The 18,940-nt window shown below is 65.4% G+C and carries 18 protein-coding genes; 7 read left to right on the top strand and 11 right to left on the bottom strand.

The window, feature by feature from the left end; translation table 11 throughout:
• Position 1 precedes the first annotated feature (1 nt).
• The 3 genes from QCE69_RS28325 (at position 2) to zwf (ending at position 4,743) form a co-directional block, all read left to right on the top strand.
• On the top strand, positions 2-2,089 hold the full coding sequence (locus QCE69_RS28325; RefSeq protein WP_309925451.1) for a pyridoxamine 5'-phosphate oxidase family protein: 2,088 nt from the start codon (positions 2-4) through the stop codon (positions 2,087-2,089).
• Between the two features lie 101 nt (positions 2,090-2,190).
• Positions 2,191-3,099, top strand: a complete 909-nt coding sequence (locus QCE69_RS28320; protein WP_309934299.1) for a LysR family transcriptional regulator — start codon at positions 2,191-2,193, stop codon at positions 3,097-3,099.
• Between the two features lie 168 nt (positions 3,100-3,267).
• The gene (gene zwf / locus QCE69_RS28315) at positions 3,268-4,743 is read left to right on the top strand and encodes a glucose-6-phosphate dehydrogenase (RefSeq protein WP_309925447.1); all 1,476 of its coding nucleotides are present in this window, start codon (positions 3,268-3,270) and stop codon (positions 4,741-4,743) included.
• Positions 4,744-4,776: 33 nt separating this feature from the next.
• Here the strand turns inward: zwf and QCE69_RS28310 are convergent, their stop codons facing one another.
• From QCE69_RS28310 to QCE69_RS28290, 5 genes are all read right to left on the bottom strand, one after another.
• A complete protein-coding gene (locus QCE69_RS28310; RefSeq protein ID WP_309925444.1) occupies positions 4,777-6,069 on the bottom strand; it encodes an FUSC family protein in 1,293 nt (430 codons plus the stop codon).
• 135 nt (positions 6,070-6,204) lie between these two features.
• Positions 6,205-6,843: a LysE family translocator gene (locus tag QCE69_RS28305; protein ID WP_309925442.1), complete on the bottom strand. Its 639-nt coding sequence runs from the start codon at positions 6,841-6,843 to the stop codon at positions 6,205-6,207.
• 95 nt (positions 6,844-6,938) lie between these two features.
• Positions 6,939-8,555 carry an alkaline phosphatase D family protein gene (locus QCE69_RS28300; RefSeq protein WP_309934297.1) on the bottom strand — a complete coding sequence of 539 codons (1,617 nt, stop codon included), beginning with the start codon at positions 8,553-8,555 and terminating at the stop codon, positions 6,939-6,941.
• A gap of 26 nt (positions 8,556-8,581) precedes the next feature.
• Entirely contained in the window at positions 8,582-9,103 is a 522-nt protein-coding gene (locus QCE69_RS28295; RefSeq protein ID WP_309934296.1) for a universal stress protein, read from the bottom strand.
• Positions 9,104-9,130: 27 nt separating this feature from the next.
• The gene (locus tag QCE69_RS28290; RefSeq protein ID WP_309934294.1) at positions 9,131-9,517 is read right to left on the bottom strand and encodes a TerB family tellurite resistance protein; all 387 of its coding nucleotides are present in this window, start codon (positions 9,515-9,517) and stop codon (positions 9,131-9,133) included.
• Positions 9,518-9,725: 208 nt separating this feature from the next.
• Here QCE69_RS28290 and QCE69_RS28285 point away from each other — a divergent pair, with 208 nt between their 5' ends.
• Positions 9,726-11,060: an MFS transporter gene (locus QCE69_RS28285; RefSeq protein WP_309934293.1), complete on the top strand. Its 1,335-nt coding sequence runs from the start codon at positions 9,726-9,728 to the stop codon at positions 11,058-11,060.
• 249 nt (positions 11,061-11,309) lie between these two features.
• On the opposite strand, the gene QCE69_RS28280 is transcribed toward QCE69_RS28285, so the two are convergent.
• Both QCE69_RS28280 and QCE69_RS28275 read right to left on the bottom strand, forming a co-directional pair.
• The gene (locus tag QCE69_RS28280) at positions 11,310-11,855 is read right to left on the bottom strand and encodes a Spy/CpxP family protein refolding chaperone (protein WP_309925429.1); all 546 of its coding nucleotides are present in this window, start codon (positions 11,853-11,855) and stop codon (positions 11,310-11,312) included.
• A gap of 243 nt (positions 11,856-12,098) precedes the next feature.
• Entirely contained in the window at positions 12,099-12,866 is a 768-nt protein-coding gene (locus QCE69_RS28275; RefSeq protein ID WP_309925428.1) for an IclR family transcriptional regulator C-terminal domain-containing protein, read from the bottom strand.
• A 264-nt stretch (positions 12,867-13,130) separates the two neighbouring features.
• Here QCE69_RS28275 and QCE69_RS28270 point away from each other — a divergent pair, with 264 nt between their 5' ends.
• Complete coding sequence (locus QCE69_RS28270) at positions 13,131-14,540, top strand: MFS transporter (RefSeq protein WP_309925427.1); 1,410 nt, start codon at positions 13,131-13,133, stop codon at positions 14,538-14,540.
• Between the two features lie 58 nt (positions 14,541-14,598).
• On the opposite strand, the gene QCE69_RS28265 is transcribed toward QCE69_RS28270, so the two are convergent.
• Positions 14,599-14,904, bottom strand: coding sequence for a hypothetical protein (locus QCE69_RS28265; RefSeq protein ID WP_309934291.1), 306 nt, complete (start codon positions 14,902-14,904; stop codon positions 14,599-14,601).
• Between the two features lie 33 nt (positions 14,905-14,937).
• Positions 14,938-15,378 carry an SDR family NAD(P)-dependent oxidoreductase gene (locus QCE69_RS28260; RefSeq protein WP_309934289.1) on the bottom strand — a complete coding sequence of 147 codons (441 nt, stop codon included), beginning with the start codon at positions 15,376-15,378 and terminating at the stop codon, positions 14,938-14,940.
• 111 nt (positions 15,379-15,489) lie between these two features.
• On the opposite strand from QCE69_RS28260, the gene QCE69_RS28255 reads away from it, so the two are divergent.
• A complete protein-coding gene (locus tag QCE69_RS28255) occupies positions 15,490-16,416 on the top strand; it encodes a LysR family transcriptional regulator (RefSeq protein ID WP_309934288.1) in 927 nt (308 codons plus the stop codon).
• Here QCE69_RS28255 and QCE69_RS28250 read toward each other — a convergent pair.
• Both QCE69_RS28250 and QCE69_RS28245 read right to left on the bottom strand, forming a co-directional pair.
• Positions 16,413-17,459 carry a Gfo/Idh/MocA family oxidoreductase gene (locus QCE69_RS28250; RefSeq protein WP_309934286.1) on the bottom strand — a complete coding sequence of 349 codons (1,047 nt, stop codon included), beginning with the start codon at positions 17,457-17,459 and terminating at the stop codon, positions 16,413-16,415. The genes QCE69_RS28255 and QCE69_RS28250 overlap by 4 nt on opposite strands.
• Positions 17,460-17,524: 65 nt before the next feature.
• The gene (locus tag QCE69_RS28245) at positions 17,525-17,746 is read right to left on the bottom strand and encodes a hypothetical protein (RefSeq protein ID WP_309925417.1); all 222 of its coding nucleotides are present in this window, start codon (positions 17,744-17,746) and stop codon (positions 17,525-17,527) included.
• Positions 17,747-17,957: 211 nt separating this feature from the next.
• Between QCE69_RS28245 and QCE69_RS28240 the strand changes: the two genes are divergently transcribed.
• On the top strand, positions 17,958-18,938 hold the full coding sequence (locus QCE69_RS28240; RefSeq protein WP_309934285.1) for a helix-turn-helix domain-containing GNAT family N-acetyltransferase: 981 nt from the start codon (positions 17,958-17,960) through the stop codon (positions 18,936-18,938).
• Positions 18,939-18,940 lie beyond the last annotated feature (2 nt).

The following is an 18,940-nucleotide window of genomic DNA, read 5'->3' as shown; positions in this document are numbered from 1 at the left end:
CATGTCCAGCCCAGCGGTCCTCAATCCTGTTCCCCAACTCGCGCCCGCACCCTGGCATCGCGGCGAAATCGCGCTGCAGAAGGCCGCGGGCGTGCATGAGCGGATGGACAGCATGGGCCGGCGCGTCGTGCGCGACCACATGCCGGACCAGCATCGCCAATTCTTTGCGCAACTGCCGTTCGTGGTCGTCGGCGCGGTCGACAGCCGCGGCGATCCGTGGGCCACGCTGATCGCCGGGCATCCCGGTTTCATGCAGACCCCCGACGCACACACGCTGCGCATCGGCCACGCACGCGATCCTCGCGATCCCGCCGAAACCGGCATGGCGGACGGCGCGTCCATCGGTTTGCTCGGCATCGAACTGCACACGCGCCGCCGCAACCGCATGAACGGCGTGATCCATCGCGACGGCGCGCAGGCGCGCTTCGACGTCGCCGTGGAGCAGAGCTACGGCAACTGCCCGCAATACATCCAGTTGCGCGACTTCGAGTTCGTGCGCGAGCCGGGCACGCCCGGCACAGTCGCGCCGGTCGAACTCGACGCGCTGACGCCGCGCGCCAAAGCCATGATCACGGGCGCCGATTCGTTCTACGTCGCGTCGTACTTCGATCGCGATGACGGGCACCGGCAAGTGGACGTGTCGCATCGGGGCGGCAAGCCGGGCTTCGTGCGCATCTCCGACGACGGCTTTCTCACCATTCCCGACTTCGCCGGCAACCTGTTCTTCAACACGCTCGGCAACATTCTCGAGAACGGCCGCGCCGGCCTCGTGTTCGCGGATTTCGAACACGGCACGCTGCTGCAACTCTCGGGCGAGGCTCACGTGCTGCTCGATTCACCGGAAATCGCCGCCTTCCAGGGCGCGGAGCGGCTGTGGCGCTTCAAGCCGCACCGCATCGTGTACCGCGAAGATGCGCTGCCGTTGCACGGGACGGCGCGCGACGACGGCGCGTCGCCCAATGCACTGATGACCGGCGACTGGACGCAGGTATCGGAACGCCTGAAGGCCGCCGCGCTCGCGAATGCATGGCGCGCGTTTCGCGTGAGCCGGATCGTCGACGAGAGCGATTCGATCCGCTCGTTCCATCTCGAACCGGCCGACGGCGCGGGGCTCGTGCCGCACCGCGCGGGTCAGCATCTGCCGATCCGCGTCACGTTGCCGGGCGACACGAAACCGTCGATCCGCACCTACACGCTCTCGGTGGCGCCGTCGGACGGCGTGTACCGCATCAGCGTGAAGCGCGACGGCCGCGTCTCGACCTGGCTGCACGACACGTTGCGAACCGGCAGCACGATCGAGGCGCGCGCGCCGGCCGGCGATTTCACCATCGACGCGTTGGAGAAGCGGCCAGCCGTGTTGATGGCAGCGGGCGTCGGCATCACGCCGATGCTCGCGATGCTGCGGCACATTGTCTACGAAGGGCTGCGCAAGCGCCGCATACGCCCAACCTGGATGATCGTGTCGGCGCATGCGCTTGCCAGCCGCGCGTTCGCGCAGGAAATCGACGCGCTCGTGCAAAGCTCGGGCGGCGCGGTGAACCTGATCCGCGTGCTGAGCGACACGCGGGACGCCGTGCTCGGGCGCGACTACGACGCGTCGGGGCGGATTGATCTCGATCTGCTGACGAGCCGCCTGCCGTTCAACGACTACGACTTCTACCTGTGCGGCCCGGGCGCGTTCATGCAAACGCTCTACGACGGCCTGCGCGCGCTCAATGTCGCCGACACGCGCATCCACGCAGAAGCCTTTGGTCCGTCGGCGTTGCGGCGCACGGCGGATCGCGGTGCGGACGTGAAGCCGCTGCGTCCCGCCGCCGCCGAACCGGTGACGGTGCAGTTCGTGAAGTCCGGCACGGCGGCGCAATGGCAGCCGGACGGCGGTTCGCTGCTGGATCTCGCGGAAGCGAGCGGCCTCGCGCCGGAATTCAACTGCCGCGGTGGCACCTGCGGCACGTGCCGGACGCGCATCGCGAAAGGCGCGGTGACGTACGAGAACGAACCGGCGTTTCACGTCGGCGACGACGAAGCCCTGATCTGCTGCGCCGTGCCGGCAGCGGATTCGGACGCTGCGCTCGAACTCGACTTGTGAGGGCAGGAAAGGCCCCCGAGACAGCGACGGTGGATTGTGCCCCGCGCACATATCCCCGAGAATGCACGGCATCCTTTCAGCCGGCATGCAACGCTTCTCCCATGGACCGAATCCAGGCAATGTCGACCTTCGTCACGGTGGTCGAAACCGGCGGCTTCGCGTCGGCGGCACGCAAGCTCGAGGTGTCGCCGTCGGTCGTGAGCCGGGTCGTGACCGAACTCGAGGAACACCTCGGCGTGCGCCTGCTCACGCGCACCACGCGCGTCGTGCGCCTCACCGACGCCGGCAGCGGCTTCTTCGAAGACTGCCGCCGCATACTCGGCGAAATCGAGACCGCCGAACTGTCCGCCACCGGCACGCACACGTCGCCGCGCGGCGTGCTCACGATCACCGCGCCGGTCATGTTTGGCCGCCTGCACGTCACGCCGATCGTGATCGACTATCTGCGCCGCTATCCCGAAGCCGATGCCAACTGCTGGTTCGTCGACCGCGTCGTGAACCTGGTGGACGAAGGCATCGACGTCGCGGTGCGCATCGCGGAACTGCCGGACTCGTCATTGCAGGCGATCCGGGTCGGCAACGTGCGGCGCGTGCTGTGCGCGTCGCCCGCGTATCTCGCGGAACACGGTACGCCCCGTCATCCCGACGATCTCGCCACGCACGTCATCATCTCGTCCACCGGAGCATCGACGCCGCCCGAATGGCGCCTCTACGACGGTGAGCGGCAGGTGCCCGTGCGCGCGCATCCGCGCCTGACCACGACCACCAACGACTCGGCCATCGGCGCCGCGCTCGCGGACTTCGGCATCGCGCGGCTGCTGTCATATCAGGTCGCGCAATATGTGCAGGAAGGCCGGCTCGCCGTTGTGCTCCCGGACTTCGAGCCGCCCGCCATTCCCGTTCATCTCGTGCATCGCGAAGGCCGCCATGTCGCGCAGAAGGTGCGGGCGTTCCTCGATCTCGCCGTCGCCACGCTGCGCGCGGATCCCGCGTTGAGCTACAACGGCTAAACGCCCGGCGCGACCGGCCGGACGCGGGCGCGACGGCGTCGAATCGAACGGCCGTCAGGCACGCTGCCGTGCAAAAAACCGGCAAAACATGCAACATAGCTGTCTCGTCCGATCCTGACCGATCGCCGCGCCTTTGGCTTTCTCAGACCCCTTCACGGCTCACGCACCATGACCCAACCGACTTCTCCCTCGAACGAACGCCCGCTCGACATGATCATCTTCGGCGGCGGCGGAGACCTGGCGGCGCGCAAGCTGCTGCCCGCGCTGTACATGGCGCACTCGCACTGCAACCTGCCCGCCGACACGCGCATTCTCGCGATCGGCCGCAAGGACTGGACGCGCGAAGACTATCTGAAGAACTTCATGGAGGCGCAGGCGCGGCCGTTCATCGAAGACAAGGTGTTCGACGCGCAATCGTGGGACAAATTTCTCGCGCTGTTCGACTACGTGCGTGTCGACGTGGAAAATCCGTCCGACTTCCAGCGTCTCGGCCAGGCCGCGCGCCCGGGCTCGCAGCGGGTCTTCTACCTGTCGACCTCGCCCGAGCTGTTCGTGACCATCTGCGACAACCTCGACAGCGCCGGCATCCTCGACGACCACGCCCGGGTCGTGCTGGAGAAGCCGCTCGGCCACGACCTGGCGTCGGCGCAAGCCATCAACGACGCAGTCGGCAAGCACTTCAAGGAAGAGCAGATCTACCGGATCGATCACTATCTCGGCAAGGAGACGGTGCAGAACCTGATGGTGCTGCGCTTCGGCAACGCGATCTTCGGCCCGCTGTGGCAGGCGCCGTACATCAAGAGCGTGCAGATCACGGTGTCGGAGACGGTGGGCGTGGGCAGCCGCGCGGGCTTCTACGACCATACCGGCGCATTGCGCGACATGGTGCAGAACCACTTGCTGCAACTGCTGTGCATCGTCGCGATGGAGCCGCCCGTTTCGCTCGATCCGGACGCCGTGCGCGACGAAAAGCTCAAGGTGCTGAAGTCGCTGCGGCCGATGAGTGTCGCCGACATCGCGCGCGACACCGTGCGCGGCCAGTACACGGCCGGCGCCGTGGGCGGCGAGGCGGTGAAGGGTTATCTGGAAGAAGCCAACGTGCCCGCCGACAGCCGCGCCGAAACCTTCGTCGCCGTTCGCGCGCATATCAACAACTGGCGCTGGGCCAACGTGCCGTTCTTCCTGCGCACGGGCAAGCGGATGCAGAATCGCCGCTCGGAGATCGTCATCGATTTCGCCGACCTGCCGTTCTCGATCATCCCCGACGGCCCGCGTCACTACGGCAACCGTCTCACCATCACGCTGCAGCCGGAGGAATCCATCCAGTTGCAGATGATGGCGAAGGAACCCGGCAGCGGCATGCACATGCAGCCGGTGACGCTCAATCTGGACTTGCAGCAGGCCATGACGCAGCGGCGCGCGGAGGCGTACGAGCGGCTGCTGATCGACGTGATTCGCGGCAGGCTCACGCATTTCATGCGCCGCGACGAACTGGAAGCGGCCTGGACGTGGGTCGAGCCGATCCTCAACGGCTGGAAGGAACTCGGCGACCGTCCGCGCGGCTATACGGCGGGCACGTTCGGACCGGCGGCGTCCAGCGCGTTGATGGCGCGCGAGAATCTGGCCTGGGCAGAAGAAGCGTGATGGACTGAACGTGGCGATGCGGACGGCATGCTGTCACCGCATCGCCGTGCGCACGGTTCGTTTCTCCCACCAGACGGCACTGGCCGCCATCACGGCGGACAGCACCACGATTCCGCCGAGAATGCCCGCGAGCCGCAGCGCGGCGGGCGTCGGGTCGGACGACCAGTGGTGATCCTGCACGAACACCATGATGAAGGCGATGCTGAACTGCCGGCCGACATAGCTCGCGCCCTGCGCTCCGGTCTGCACGTGACAGCCGATCCACACGCCCGCGCACAGCGCGATCATGCAGAACAAAGGTGAATCGCCGAGCAAGGGCAGCAGTGCGAGACTCACGGCCCCCGCCAGCAGGCAGCCGATGAAGCGCTGGATCATGCGCTCCGCAACGGGCTTGCGCGTCGGCTTGCCGAGCGCCGAGGCCGGCAGGATCAGCACGGCGACGGCGGTCACCATCGCCTGTGCGAAGCCCGGCAGGTTCCACGCATAAGCCAGCGCGGCCAGGATCATGACCGCCCATGCGCTCTGCCACGCAAGCCTTCTGCGCATCTCGCGGGCCACCTGCGCGGCGCGCGCAACGTGTGAAGCCGACACGGCCTGCACCGCCTGCGCCGCGTCCGAAGGCATCACGGTGATGGCCTGCGTGCTCGCGCCATCGACGCGATCCACCGTGGACGCAGCCTGCGCACGCGGCACCGGCGCCGCGCCGCGCGTGCGGCGGAAGTGTTGCAGGCCCGCGTGAAACAGCGCCGACACCGCCACGCACGCGCACGTCCCCACCACCACTTCGGCGACACGCAACAACGCGAACGAAGCCGTCGCCGACGCGGACACGAGCCGATGCGCCTCGAAGGTCACCATCATCGACGTCACGGCGCCCAGCACCCACGCATAGCCCGCATCGGACGCAAGCGCGCGATACACCGAGACGCCCGCGATCACGCCGAGCAGCGGCACGAAGATCCACGGGACGTCGCCGATCAGCGGACCGGCAAGCGCGCCGATGATGGCCCCGGCCACGGTTCCGACCACGCGATGCACGCCGCGCTGCGCGCAGGCGGAGAATTTCGACTGCATGACCGCGAAGCCGCTGATGGCGGCCCACCAGATGTTGGTCAGATGGAACGCGTAGGCCAGTGCGACGGCCAGCGCGACCGAGAGCATGGCCTGGGTCGCGAAGAGTGCGCGCGCGGACGTCGGGCGAAAGGCGGCGAGTTCACGTCCCAGCGACACGAAGGCGTCGCGCACGGTGCGCAAGACATCGGCGCCTAGTGCCTTGCTGCGGGATTCGATGGAAGGGGTGCTGCGGGGTGAATCGTCGGTCGGCATCGGGCTCGGGATCCGTCTGGCGTTTAGCTTGAGCGTAGTCGCCTGCGGAGCCGAGCGCAAAACAATTGACGAAAGAATTGCATCGGGCGTTGCATATGCGCCATCGGCGACGCCATGTACGCAATGCGCCGCAAGTCAGGAACGCGAGGTCAGAAGACGGATGCCAGCCGCGCCGAACACGAGCGCGAGGCAGCCGTCGAGGCCGCGCTGCATGCGCTGATAGATGCGTCGTGCGGACGGCATCGAGAACAGCGCGGCATAGCCGCCGAACACGCTCGCGCCGATACACAGGCAGCCCGCCACCACCACGAGCATGTGACCGGGCCCCTCGCCCGCCGACGAGCCGAGCGCCGCCACCGACATCCACACGAGAATCGCCTTCGGATTGGTGAGATGCAGCAGCGCGCCGCGCGTGTAGAGCGCACGGGCGGCGAGGTCGCGCGCGGGCGCGGTGGAGGACCGCACCGGCGGACGCAGCGCCGCGCGTCCGGACTTGAACGCGAGCCACAACAAGTACAGTCCGCCGCAGATCTTCACAGCCGTGAGAAAGCCCGAATACGCGGTGAGCGCCGCGGACAGTCCGAGCGCCGCGAGCATCGCCCAGAAGCACGAGCCGGACATCACGCCTGCCGCGAAGGCAAAGGCGGCGCGGCGGCCGGACTGGCTTGCGATCGACATGATCGCGAGATTGCTCGGCCCGGGGCTCGCGGTGCCGACGAAATACGCCGACCAGGCAATCAGCAGGTTCGCGCTGAACAAGGCGTGAGGGGTCATGGCGTGGGCGTCTCCGTTCAATGTTGTGCGCATTGTCGCGAAGGCGCGTCGGCGTCGTCCATGCATGGACGACGCCGGAACCGGCAGGCCAATTTTCAGGCTTCGACGTCCAGCTTCACCTCATAGAGCGACTTGCCGTTCAGGTCGTGCAGCGAGACGGTCAGCGCGCGGCTCACCGGGTCGATCTTCGCGCGGCCGTAGAACTGTTGCAGCGCCGCGGGTGAGCGGTTCTGCGGATTGTCCTTCGGCACGCTCACATAGCGCAGTTCGGGCCCGAAGGTCGTGTCGAGCTCGTTCGGACCGAAGGTGCCCGCGTTGATCGGCCCGCCGACGAATTCCCAGAACGGCTTGAAGTCGGTGAACTTCGCGCGCGACGGATCGTAGTGCGTCGCCTGTGCATAGTGCACATCGGCCGTGATCCAGACGACGTTCTCAATGTTCTCCTGCTTGATGAAACGCAGGATCTCCGCCAGCTCCAGTTCGCGTCCGAGCGGTGCGCCGTTGTCGGCGTTGGCCCATGCTTCGTAGGTGCCCTTCGGCACATCCGGATTCGCATCCGGCACGACGAGCGAGATGGGCATGTCGCTCGCAATCACCTTCCACGTCGCGCGCGAAGCCTGCAACGAGGCCTTCAGCCACGCCGTCTGCTGCGAGCCGAGAAACGCGGCGTCCGCATCCAGCCGCGGCTGCCGGTTCGGCGAATTGGCGCCGCGATACGAGCGCTCGTCGAGCATGAAGACGTCCAGCAGCGGACCAAACTGGAAGCCGCGATACACCTGCTCAGGATCCAGCTGGTTGATGCGATACGGGTTGTATTCGAACATCGCCTGCTTCGCGCGCGCTTCGAGCAGGTTGATGGCGCGCGTCTGATAGCGCTTTTCCGCCGCGCCGATCTGCTGTCCCGGATACCAGTTATTGCGCACTTCGTGATCGTCCCATTGCACGAGGAATGGGACTTCAGCGGCGAAACGGCGCTTGTTGCGGTCGAGCTGGTTGTAGGCGAACGCCGCGCGATAGTCGTCGAGGGTCTGCGCCACGTGCGACTTGCCTTCGGTCACGAGGTTGGTCCACAGCGAGCCGTCCGGCAGTTTGACTTCGGCTTCGATCACGCTGTCCGAGTAGATCTGGTCGCCCTGATGGATGAAGAAGTCCGGCGCTTCACGGCGCATCGCTTCGTAGATGCGGTAGCCGCCGAAGCCTTCGTTGATGCCCCAGCCCTGCCCGGCTTCATCGCCGGAGAAAACGAAGCAGACCGGTTTCGTCGCATCCAGCGACGCAGTGCGCAGGCGGCCCGTCGCCGCTTCGCTGATGGTCTTGCCATCGACGAGATCCTGGAAGCGCACGCGATAGAACATATCCGCGCCCGGCGGCAGGCCGGTCAGGTCGACGCGCGCGGTGAAGTCGCTGCCCTCCAGCGCCGCGGGCCCGATGCGCCGCTGGAAGGTGCTGAAGTTCTCGCTCGTCGAGTACTCGACGATCATGCGCGCCGGCCGGTCCGTGCGGCTCCAGACGATGCCGCTCGTTGCGGTGACATCGCCGCTCATCACCCCGCCGGGTAGTTGCGGACGCAACTTGTCCGAGGTGACGACGGCAGGCGCCACGCCTTGCGCCAGCGCGTCGGCCAGACCGGCGCCGCTGAGCGCAAGTCCGGTGCCGGAGACAAGACCCTTCAGCAAGGTGCGTCGGGACGGTTTGACGATGCGATCCGGCATGGCGAGCTTCCTCTCGATCGGTACGATTAGGCAGGTGTGCGCTGCGTCGAACCGGTGATGGTAAAGCGCAATGGTGTCGCTTTTGTTGCAGCCTCCGCGTCGGCAGGCTCGCGGTTCGTCGCGATCAGCACGCGGCGATTGCTGTGACGGCTCACCGCGTCGGCCATGCGCTCTTGCCAGAAGCGCCATGCGCCGGACCGGCTGCGGCCGATGACGATCAGGTCCGTGTCGAACTCGCGCGCTGCCTGCGCGATCGTGCGTGCGACCGTCGCGCCGTTCGGCAGGTCGATCGTGACGCACACGCCGTTTACGCTCGATGCGAGTATGGCCTGCAACGTGCGCTTCTCGACTTCGCGCACCTGTTGCTCGATGCAGGTCATCGACGCGCCGAAGTCGTGCTGCACCGACGAGAGCGCCCAGAACGGCAAACGGTCCACGACATGAAGCACCGTCAGGCGTGCATTGCTTTCGCGGGCGCGCGCGATGCCGAGCGCGAGCGCGGCATGGCTGAGACTCGGGCCCACGGCTACCAGGATATGTTGCTGCATGATGTCACCTCCTTGCGATGACCTGGCTCAGTGCATGAGCCACGCGCGCTTCACGGCGTCGAGCACGACCGCCTCGGTCCACGTGATGTGGCCATCCGCGACCACCGCTGTCTGGCACAGCGCCAGCACCTCGCGTCGGATGCGCTCGTCGCGCACTTCTTTCGCAAGCTCTTCGACGACGCCCGCATCGACCCGGCACGCTTCGTCCCACGTCAGATAAGAGGACCGCGTGAGGTCCTCGCATACCTCTCGCACGACTTCATGCAGTTCGCCCGCATGCAAGCCGAGCCGTCTGTAAAAACCGCGCCGTTCGAGCGCTTCGACTTCCTTGCCGCTGATATGCCCGTCCGCGATCAGCGACATCACGACGATGCGCGCCGCGGCACGCGGGCTGTCCGATGGATAGTGACGCATGGCTCAACTCCTCGATCAAAGTTCCTGAAGGAAAGGCCGTACGTGATGACTGGAGAGAACGCACCGCCTTTGCTTCGCATCGTAGGAACGCAGAATGAGCGGAAGATGAGCGCGATACCTCGGCGGTATGACCTCAGTCCTCATCGGTATTGGACGGGCGGCGCACCCTGCTCTTACTCTCCGGCATGCCAATCACAACGGAGACTTCATGAGACCGCCTCTCGATATCGCGTCGCTGATCGACCGCGAACGCGTTCGTCCCTTCCAGTGGACGATCTTCCTGCTGTGCTTCATGACCACCTTGTTCGACGGCTTCGATACCCAGGCCATCGCCTATACGGGCCCGGCGATCGTCGCGGCATTCGGACTCGCGCCCGGCGATCTCGCGCCGATTCTCATCGCGGGCACGCTCGGCATGACCCTCGGCGCCATGACGCTCGGGCTGCTCGGTGACCGCGTGGGACGGCGTCCCGCGCTGCTCGGCGGCGTCGCGCTGTTCAGCCTTGCTTCGCTCGCGACCGCTTTCGCGAGTGATACCACGCAGATTCTCGCGCTGCGCTTCATCGCCGGCCTCGGCATGGGCGGCTGCACGCCGGTGCTGCTCGCGCTCGCCGCCGAATACGGGCCCGCGCGGCATCGCGGCGCGATCATGACCGGCGTGCTGCTCGGACTGCCCGCCGGCGCCATGCTCGGCGGCCTGCTTGCCGCGCGCATGCTGCCCGTGATCGGCTGGCAAGGCGTGTTCGTCGCGGGCGGCGCGGCGCCGCTCGTGCTGCTCGCGCTGCTCTGGTTCGTGCTGCCCGAGTCGCTGCACTTTCTCGTGACGCGTTCGCGCGACGATCATCGCGCCGTCCGCGCGGTGCTGGCGCGCATCGTTTCGCAACCGCTTGCGCCGGACGCGCGCTTCGCCGTGCATGAAGCTGCCGCGCGGGCGAGCGTCGGCGCGCTGTTCCGCGAAGGCAATGCGCGCAACACTGTGGCGATCTGGGCCGTGTACTTCTTCAACTGGATCGCGTGGTTCATGTTCCTTTCGTGGCTGCCCACGGTGCTGAAGGCCGCCGGCCTGCCCGCCGCACAGGCGCCCTTCGGCACGGTCGTGGTGAACGCGGTGTTCATCGTCTGCGCGATTCCGCTGTCCATCGCGCTGCCGAAAATCAGCACGCGACGCCTGTTGATCGCGCTGCTGGCGTTGGGCATTGCCATTGCGCTCGGCCTGGCCTATGCGGGTACGTCGTGGGGATGGGTGTTCACGCTCGCGGGCGCGGCGGGGCTCGGCATCGGCGGACAGCAGATCGCGCTGAACTATCTGGTGGTCAGCGCCTATCCGACGACACTGCGCGCCACCGCCACGGGCTGGGCCATCGGCATGGGACGCGTGGGGGCGATCGTCGGCTCGGCGGTCGGCGGCATGTTCCTCAACCTCGGCGGTCCGGGCGGCTTCTATCTCGTGCTCGCCGTGCCGCTCGCGGCCGCGCTGCTTGCCGTGATCGCGATCCGCACCGGCGAAGGCCAGGCGGATCCGTCGATGGCGGCCGCGCATTGAGTGACGACTGTTGGCTGAGGCCGCACAGGCTTGGCGAGTGCGTTGGGCTACATGAGACAGCATGTTCTCCTGTCTCAAGACGTGAGCCTTGTCACGCAAGGCTCACGCCCTCGTCGCGATGATTGGCATGCCGCATGCATGAGAGAGTGCGTCACATCGCGGCTGCCTGCCACTGACGCGATGCGACCGGGCCGGCTGCCTTGCGCGCCGGCCCGTTTTTTTGCGCTGCGTGTACAGCGCACCGCCGCATCAGAGGCCGGTTCGCGGATCGTAAGGACGCGCCGGATGATGCGCGATGTTCTCGAACTGCGGACGCATCGCATCGCTGAAGGTCTGTTTCTGCTGGTTGTTCAGCGAACCGTAGAAGGTCAGCCAGGCCTTCGCCGATTGCCCGGACAACGGCGCGTCCTGCTGCGCCGCCTTCTGGTCGAGCGCGTGCAGCGCGGAAAGATCGAGGATCGGCTGCTTCAGCAACGCCTGCATGCGCAACTGCATCTGGTCTGCGTTCATGCGCTCGGCGGCGTGACTTTCACGCATTGCATCGAGCGCGGCTTGCCATTGCACTTCCTGATCGGGCGTGAGATTCAACTGGTCATGCAGCGTGCGCATGTTGACCGGCTGCACGTGGATGGCGGTGTCGCTGTCCAGCGGCACAGTCTGCGCATAGACCGGCGCGGAGCCGACGCCAAGTGAAAGCGCAGTGACCACGCTCACGACCGACAGCTTGAGCAGCAATGCGGTACGCCCGCCAAGGTGCGTATGGGCGACAGGTTTTGCTTTGACGTTCGGGCTCATCTCGGTTCCCCTTTTCCTCGTTCGATGTTCGGATGGAGTTGCGCGCTTTCGCTGTTGCAACCATGAGACCGAGTGTAGGGATGGTGAATGAGCGAAGAATGAGGGCTCTGCCTTATTCCCGAAAACGCTCACCTTTGGCCGGTTTGCGAGTGTCGGAAAGCCTTCAAACAAGGGGCTTTGTTCGAACGAAGGCGCCCGATCCCGAATACCCTCACCTTTGCGTCCTGGCCGGTCGGCTGAAACTCAGATCACGTTCAACATCGACAACGCCGTTTCCTGCAACGGCTGCAGCACGCGAGCGAGCGCCGCTTCGCGCGTTTCCTTTCCGATTGGCATGTTGGCCGAAAGCGCGGCAACCACTTCGCCATGACGGTTCTTCATCGGCACGGCGACGCCGCGCACACCCATCTGCAATTGCTGCTCAATCTCGACATAACCCTCGACGCGCGAATGGCGGATCTTCTCGTAGAGCTGCTCCTTGTCGGTGATCGTGAGCGGCGTGAAGGGCTTGAACTCGGTGTCGTCCAGCCATTGGCGCACGGCCGCTTCATCGCGATACGCAAGCATCGCGATGCCGCCCGACATCAACGCAGCCGGCACTCGCGCGCCGAGCACGAAGCCGGTGGTCATCACGCGCGTGGAGCCGTTGCGCGCGATGATGACGAGGTCCCACTCATCGAGCACGCTCACGTAGACCGATTCGTGGATCAGCGCACTCAGCTGTTGCAGATAAGGCTGCACGATGCGCGGCAGACGCGCCGACTCGAAGTAGGACCAGCCCATGCGCAACACGCGCGGCGTGAGACTGAAGAGCTTGCCGTCCGTCTGCACATAGCCGAGATGCGCGAGCGTCAGCAGATAGCGGCGCGCGGCCGTGCGCGTGAGGCCGGTGCGCACGGCGGCCTGCGTGGGCGTCATGCGCGCGTGCTGATCGTCGAAGGCTTCGAGGATCGCCAGGCCCTTCTCCAGGCCCGCAATCCAGTCGCGCTTGTCGAGTGCAGGTTTAGTCATGCAGACATTCTTGTTTAGTTATGGAACAGCGGCTGTTTCGGCCGCTAAAGCAACGCATTGGCTAGTGCTAACCCCAAAAGCGTTCGATTAACGCACACACGCGTACGATAATCGCGCAAAATCTATCACAGAATGTTGATTGAAAGGGGTTGCGCTCTTATTCTCCAATCACTTTCAGAGCGACGCGTGTTTTCAGACTCGACTCTCCGCCGCTCGGCCAGTTTCCCAGGCTCAACTCCATAAACCTATTTCGGAGACATTTCTATGGCTAGCCCTATGGAAGACGCGCACGGCGGCCGCCAGGCGAAAAAAGCGACGGCGAGCGGCTGGATCGGTTCGGCGCTCGAGTACTACGACTTTTTCATCTACGCGCAAGCGGCCGCGCTGATTTTCCCGCAGTTGTTCTTCCCGTCGGGCAATCCGAAAGTGGCGATCATCGCGTCGCTGGCAACGTACGGCGTGGGCTACGTGGCGCGTCCGATCGGCGCATTCGTGCTCGGCCATCTCGGCGACACGCACGGCCGCAAGAACGTCCTGCTGATCTGCATGTTCCTGATGGGCTTCTCGACGATGGCCGTCGGCCTCCTGCCGACCTATCACCAGATCGGCATGTTCGCGCCCGCGCTGCTTGTGGTCCTGCGCCTGGTCCAGGGTTTTGCGGTGGCGGGTGAGATCTCCGGCGCCAGCTCGATGATTCTCGAACACGCGCCGTTCGGACGCCGTGGTTACTACGCGAGCTTTACGCTGCAGGGCGTGCAGGCCGGCCAGATTCTCGCGGCCGCCGTGTTCCTGCCGCTCGCCACGTTCATGCCGGAAGACATGTTCAATTCGTGGGGCTGGCGCGTGCCGTTCCTGCTGTCCGCATTCGTGCTGGTGGCCGGCTACATCATCCGGAAGGAAGTGCATGAAACGCCGGCCTTCACGTCCGAAGGCGCGCACGGCGACCTGCCCAAGTCGCCGATCAAGGAAGCGTTCGCCAACAGCACGCCCGACATGGTCCGCGTGGTCTGCATGGCGCTGATGAACGTGATTCCCGTCGTCGCGACGATCTTCGGTGCGGCCTATGCGGTGCAGTCTTCGTATGGCATCGGCTTCCACAAGAGCGTATATCTGTGGATTCCGGTGGTCGGCAACATCGTTGCGGTACTGGTGATTCCGTTCGTCGGCAACCTGTCGGACAAGATCGGCCGACGCCCGATGATGATCGGCGGCTCCCTGGTCTCGGGCCTGCTGTCGTTCGGCTATCTCTACGCGATCAGCATTCACAACGTGCCGCTCGCGTTCCTGATGTCGCTGCTGATGTGGGGCGTCGTGTATCAAGGCTATAACGCGATCTTCCCGAGCTTCTACCCGGAACTGTTCCCGACCCGCTCGCGTGTTTCGGCGATGGCGATTGCACAGAACATCGGCACGACCATCACGGCCCTGCTGCCCGCGCTGTTCGCGGCGGTGGCGCCGCCGGGATCGAACAACATCCCGCTGACGGTCGGCGCGATTGCGTTCGGCGTGACGATCATCGCCGCGATTGCAGCATACTCGGCACGTGAGACGTATCGCATCCGCCTGAACGATCTCGGCAAGAAGGACGCCGTGCCGATGAGCGAACAGGAGTACGAGCGCCTGCGCGCCGACTCGATGAACGTGGAAAAGGTCGCCAAGGCACGCCACGCCTGATGCGGATTGTGTTGGAGTGATTGGACGGGCCCTTGCAACCTCGCAGGGCCCGTTTTTTTTATGCTTGGCGCTCGATTTTCACGCCGGACAGACGCTCGCACTGTTCGATAAGCGCACCCTGCAACGCTTCGTTGCGCGCGGCTGGATCGCAGTCCCGTTCCCGCATGTGGAAGAAGTAGCGGCCCGTCACGCGCGCGGCTTCATCGTCGCTGACTGCGAGCCAGGCCTGCGTGCGATGCGCCAGATCCAGGTCGTCCGGGGCGGATGCGCCGCCCATCTTCGTCGGCACCCAGCCCGGTTCGAGCGCATTCGACAACACGCCCGGCCAGTGACGCGCCACCGCGCACGCCAGCAGCACGTCCATGAACTTGCTTTCGGCATAAGCCTGCGCGCCGCGTCAGGGCCGCTGCGTCCAGGTGAGGTCGTCGAGGTTCGCGCGTGACCCGTGGTGCATGCCCGAACTGAGGTACACGAGCCGCGCGGGCTTTTCGATCAGCGCCGTCAGCACGTAAGGCGCGAGCACATTGATCGCAAAGACCTGCGGCAGGCCGTCCTCGGTTTCGACGCGACGCGGTTCGCGGTAGCCGATGCCCGCGTTATGGATCACCGCATCGAAGTGTCCGAGTGCGTTGACCTGCGCGGCGACGTCGCGCATGGCGGCAATGCCCGCAAGATCGCCGGTCACGATTGCTTGGGTGTCCGGCATGGCGGCATGTGCGTCAGCGGCGCGTGCCGCATTGCGTGCGTGCAGCACGACGCGATGTCCTTCGTCGAGCAGCAGTCGCGCCGCCATGGCGCCGAGTCCGTCCGTCGATCCTGTGATGAATATGCGTGCCATGTGCTTGCTCCCTTGCTTTGGCCTTCACCATTGAACCGGACCCATTCTGCGCGCAATCTCCCGCCTTCGCGATAACATGAATGTCACGAGGTCAATGACGCGGAGGCATGAATGGCCAGTTTCAATGAACGCATGCTGAACGGCATCAGCGTATTCGCGGCGATCGTCGATGCGGGCACCTTCGCGGCGGCGGGCGACCGCCTCGGCATGTCGCAGCCCGGCGTGAGCCGTGCCATTGCGCGGCTGGAAGCGCGCCTCAAGATCCGGCTGTTCGACCGCACCACGCGCAGCGTCGCACTCACCGACGACGGCCGGCACTTCTTCGAACACGTCATGCCGCATCTGCTTGGTCTGGAAGAAGCCGCGGCCATGGCATCGGGCAGCGCGACCTCGGTGCGCGGACGCCTGCGCGTGAATGTGGATCCGATCTTCTCGCGGCTCCTGCTAGGACCGAAGCTCGATGCGTTCCTGAAAGCGCATCCCGATCTCGAACTGGAGCTCATCACGAGCGACCGGCTCGGCGACATGATCGCGGACGGCTTCGACCTCGCCATCCGGTTTGGCGCGCCACGCGATTCGAGCCTGATCGGGCGCAAGCTGCTGGATACACCGGTCCACACGGTGGCCGCGCCGTCCTACCTGAAGCGTCGCGGCAAGCCCGCGACGCCGCAAGCACTCGCCGATGACGCGCACACCTGCATCGAGTTCCGCGATCCTGAAACGGGACGGCCCTTCGTGTGGGAGTTTCATCGCAAGAAGAAGCGCCTGACGGTCGAGACGCGCGGACGCCTGACCGTCAACGATCCCGGCACGATGCTGAACACGCTGCTGTCGGGCTATGGCATCGCGCAGATTCTCGCGCTCGGGCATGAACACCTGATGGAGAACGGCAAGCTGATCGACCTGTTTCCCGACTGGCCCGACGAGCGTTTTCCGCTCTATGCGTATCATCCGTCGCGGCATCATCCGCCGGCCAAGACCCGCGCGTTTCTTGATCTCGTGGTGGGTCTGACCGGGGCTGCCAGCAGTGACGCCTAAAGCGTGACGGTCTTGCCGCTGCGCGCACTGGCGATGATCGCCGCGAGCGTCGCCGCATTGTCGAGACTGACTTGCGCGTAGTAGTCGATGGCGGCGGTGTCGTGCGTCGCGACCATGCGCGCGAAGCTCTCGGCGGCGAACAGGAAGCCGCTTCCCGTTGCCGCAGGCACCGCGTCGAACGGCACCGAGTTCGGAATGCCGCGCCGCACGCGCAACTGGCTCGGCAGATAGCCATATGCATCGCCGGACGCCGCGTTGCTCGTGTGATTCAGGTACTCGGTATCGATGGTGCCCTGCGTGCCGATGATGGTTGCATAGCGATGATTCGCGGCATCCATCGAACACGACACCTGCGCACGCCGGCCGTCTTCATAGACGAGCGTCGCCATGAGACTGATATCGACGTTGCTGTCGGCCCACGTCGCCACGGCATCGACACGGCTCGGCGCGCTGCCCATGACGAGTCGAATCAGGCTCAGCGGATAGCTGCCCGCGTCGAGCAGCGCGCCGCCGCCGAGTTCGGCCTTCATGCGGATGTTCGCGCCCGGATTGCCCACCGTGAAACCGAAGCACGCCTGGATGGCGCGCACCTCGCCGACCGCGCCCCCGCCGATCAGCGACATCATCGCGGCCGTCTGCGGCTGGAAATAGAACGGGAACGCTTCGAGCAGCATCACGCCGTTGCGGTCGGCGGCGTCAAACATGCGCGCAGCTTCATCGCGATCCAGCGCGAGCGGCTTTTCGCACAGGATGTGCTTGCCGTGATTCGCGGCCTTGATCGCCCATTCGGCATGCAGGCTGTTCGGCAAGGGAAGATAGATGGCGTCGATGTCGGGGCTGGCGAGCATGGCGTCATAGCTGCCGAACCAGGCATCGATCTGGTTGGCTTCGGCGAACGCCTGCGCAGTTGCATCGCTGCGGCTCGCGACGGCAACGACGCGCACGGTCTGGCTCGGACGGACGTCGCGCGTGAACTGACGCGCAATGTTCGCGCCGCCGAGAACGCCAACACGCAATACGGAAGAAGTCGATTGAGATGACACAGCGGGCTCTCCTTATTTGTACGATTTAGTACACGCACGGCAACGGTATCACAATCGCGTGCGCTTCAGTGCGCGCACGTGTCGGGGCGAACCTTCGTTCCCCGACGCTCCGGCGGAACATGGCAATTGTCCACACGCTGCTCGTCGCTGGCCTTGTCGCCGAGGCGTTCCTTGAGCGTCCTGGGCTCGGCTGCCGAAGCCGCGACAGGCGCCGATGCCTGCGTTGCATGCGCCACGTCGTGCAGTGCGACGCACAGGCAGAGAGACAGCGTAAGGCACTTCATCATCGACGTGCTCCTGAATCAGGTCTGACCAGCATCGCGTCTGCACGGCAGGGACGCACGCCGATTCTTGCGCTCTCTTCCGGGCGTGTAATTCACAGACGATTGAAGGTGAGCGTTTTCGGGAACCACGCCGAAACACCGATGGCTTGCGAAAGTTGCACATCGCAACTAATATCGAGCCAGGAAAAACAGTCGCGTGATTGACGGAGCAAGCATGGACATCATCGATACACCCCTTCAGCCGCGCGCCCAGACCATTCTCGAACTGCGCGAATTCTCACGCAAGCTCGTACGCGAACTGGGCTTCATGCGGCATACGCTCGCCGACAGCGGACTCGCGCCTTCGGCGGTACACGCGATCATCGAGATCGGCGCGAAACCAGGCATCCAGGCGCGCGATATCGCCAGCATTCTCCGTCTCGACAAGTCGAATGCGAGCCGCCAGATCGCGCGGCTCGAAGCGGCGGAACTGGTGACGCGGCAGACATCGAGCGACGACGCCCGCTCGTCCGAGCTCTACCTCACCGCGGCGGGGCAGAAACTGCGCCGCAAGATCGACAAGTTCGCCACCGACCAGGTCTCCGATGCGTTGCGGCGTCTCGTACCCGAAGATCAGCAGACGCTGGTGCGCTCCCTCGCGCTCTATGCAGACGCGCTCGCGCAAGGTCACGAGCGCACGCGCACCGCCGCGCCGCCTGTGAGCAACGCACGTATCGTCGATGGCTATCGGCCCGGCTGCATCGGCGATATCGCGAGCCTGCACGCGCGCTTCTATGCGCATCATGCGGGCTTCGGCGTGTTCTTCGAGCGCAGGGTCGCCACGGAACTCGCCGCGTTCGCCGAAGGTTTGCCGGCACCGGGCCAGGCCTTGTGGCTCGTGATGGAAGGCGAGCGCACGCTCGGCTCGCTCGCCATCGACGGCGATCCGAAGAAGCGCGTCGCGCATCTGCGCTGGTTCATCATCGACGGCAGCTTGCGGGGTAGCGGCATGGGCCGGGAACTCATGGCGCGCGCGATGGCCTTCGTCGATGCTCACTACGACGAAACCTTCCTCTGGACCTTCAAGAGTCTCGACGCCGCGCGCCATCTGTACGAGTCGTTCGGCTTCACGCTTGCGGAAGAGGCCGAAGGCACACAATGGGGCGCCACGGTGACCGAACAGCGCTTCACGCGGCGTCCGACGTCACCGGGCTGAGT

This window comes from Caballeronia sp. LZ032, from assembly GCF_031451315.1.
Taxonomy (GTDB): Bacteria; Pseudomonadota; Gammaproteobacteria; order Burkholderiales; family Burkholderiaceae; genus Caballeronia.
Note: the sequence above shows the minus strand (reverse complement) of the source record. Positions and strands in the feature narration are given on the sequence as shown.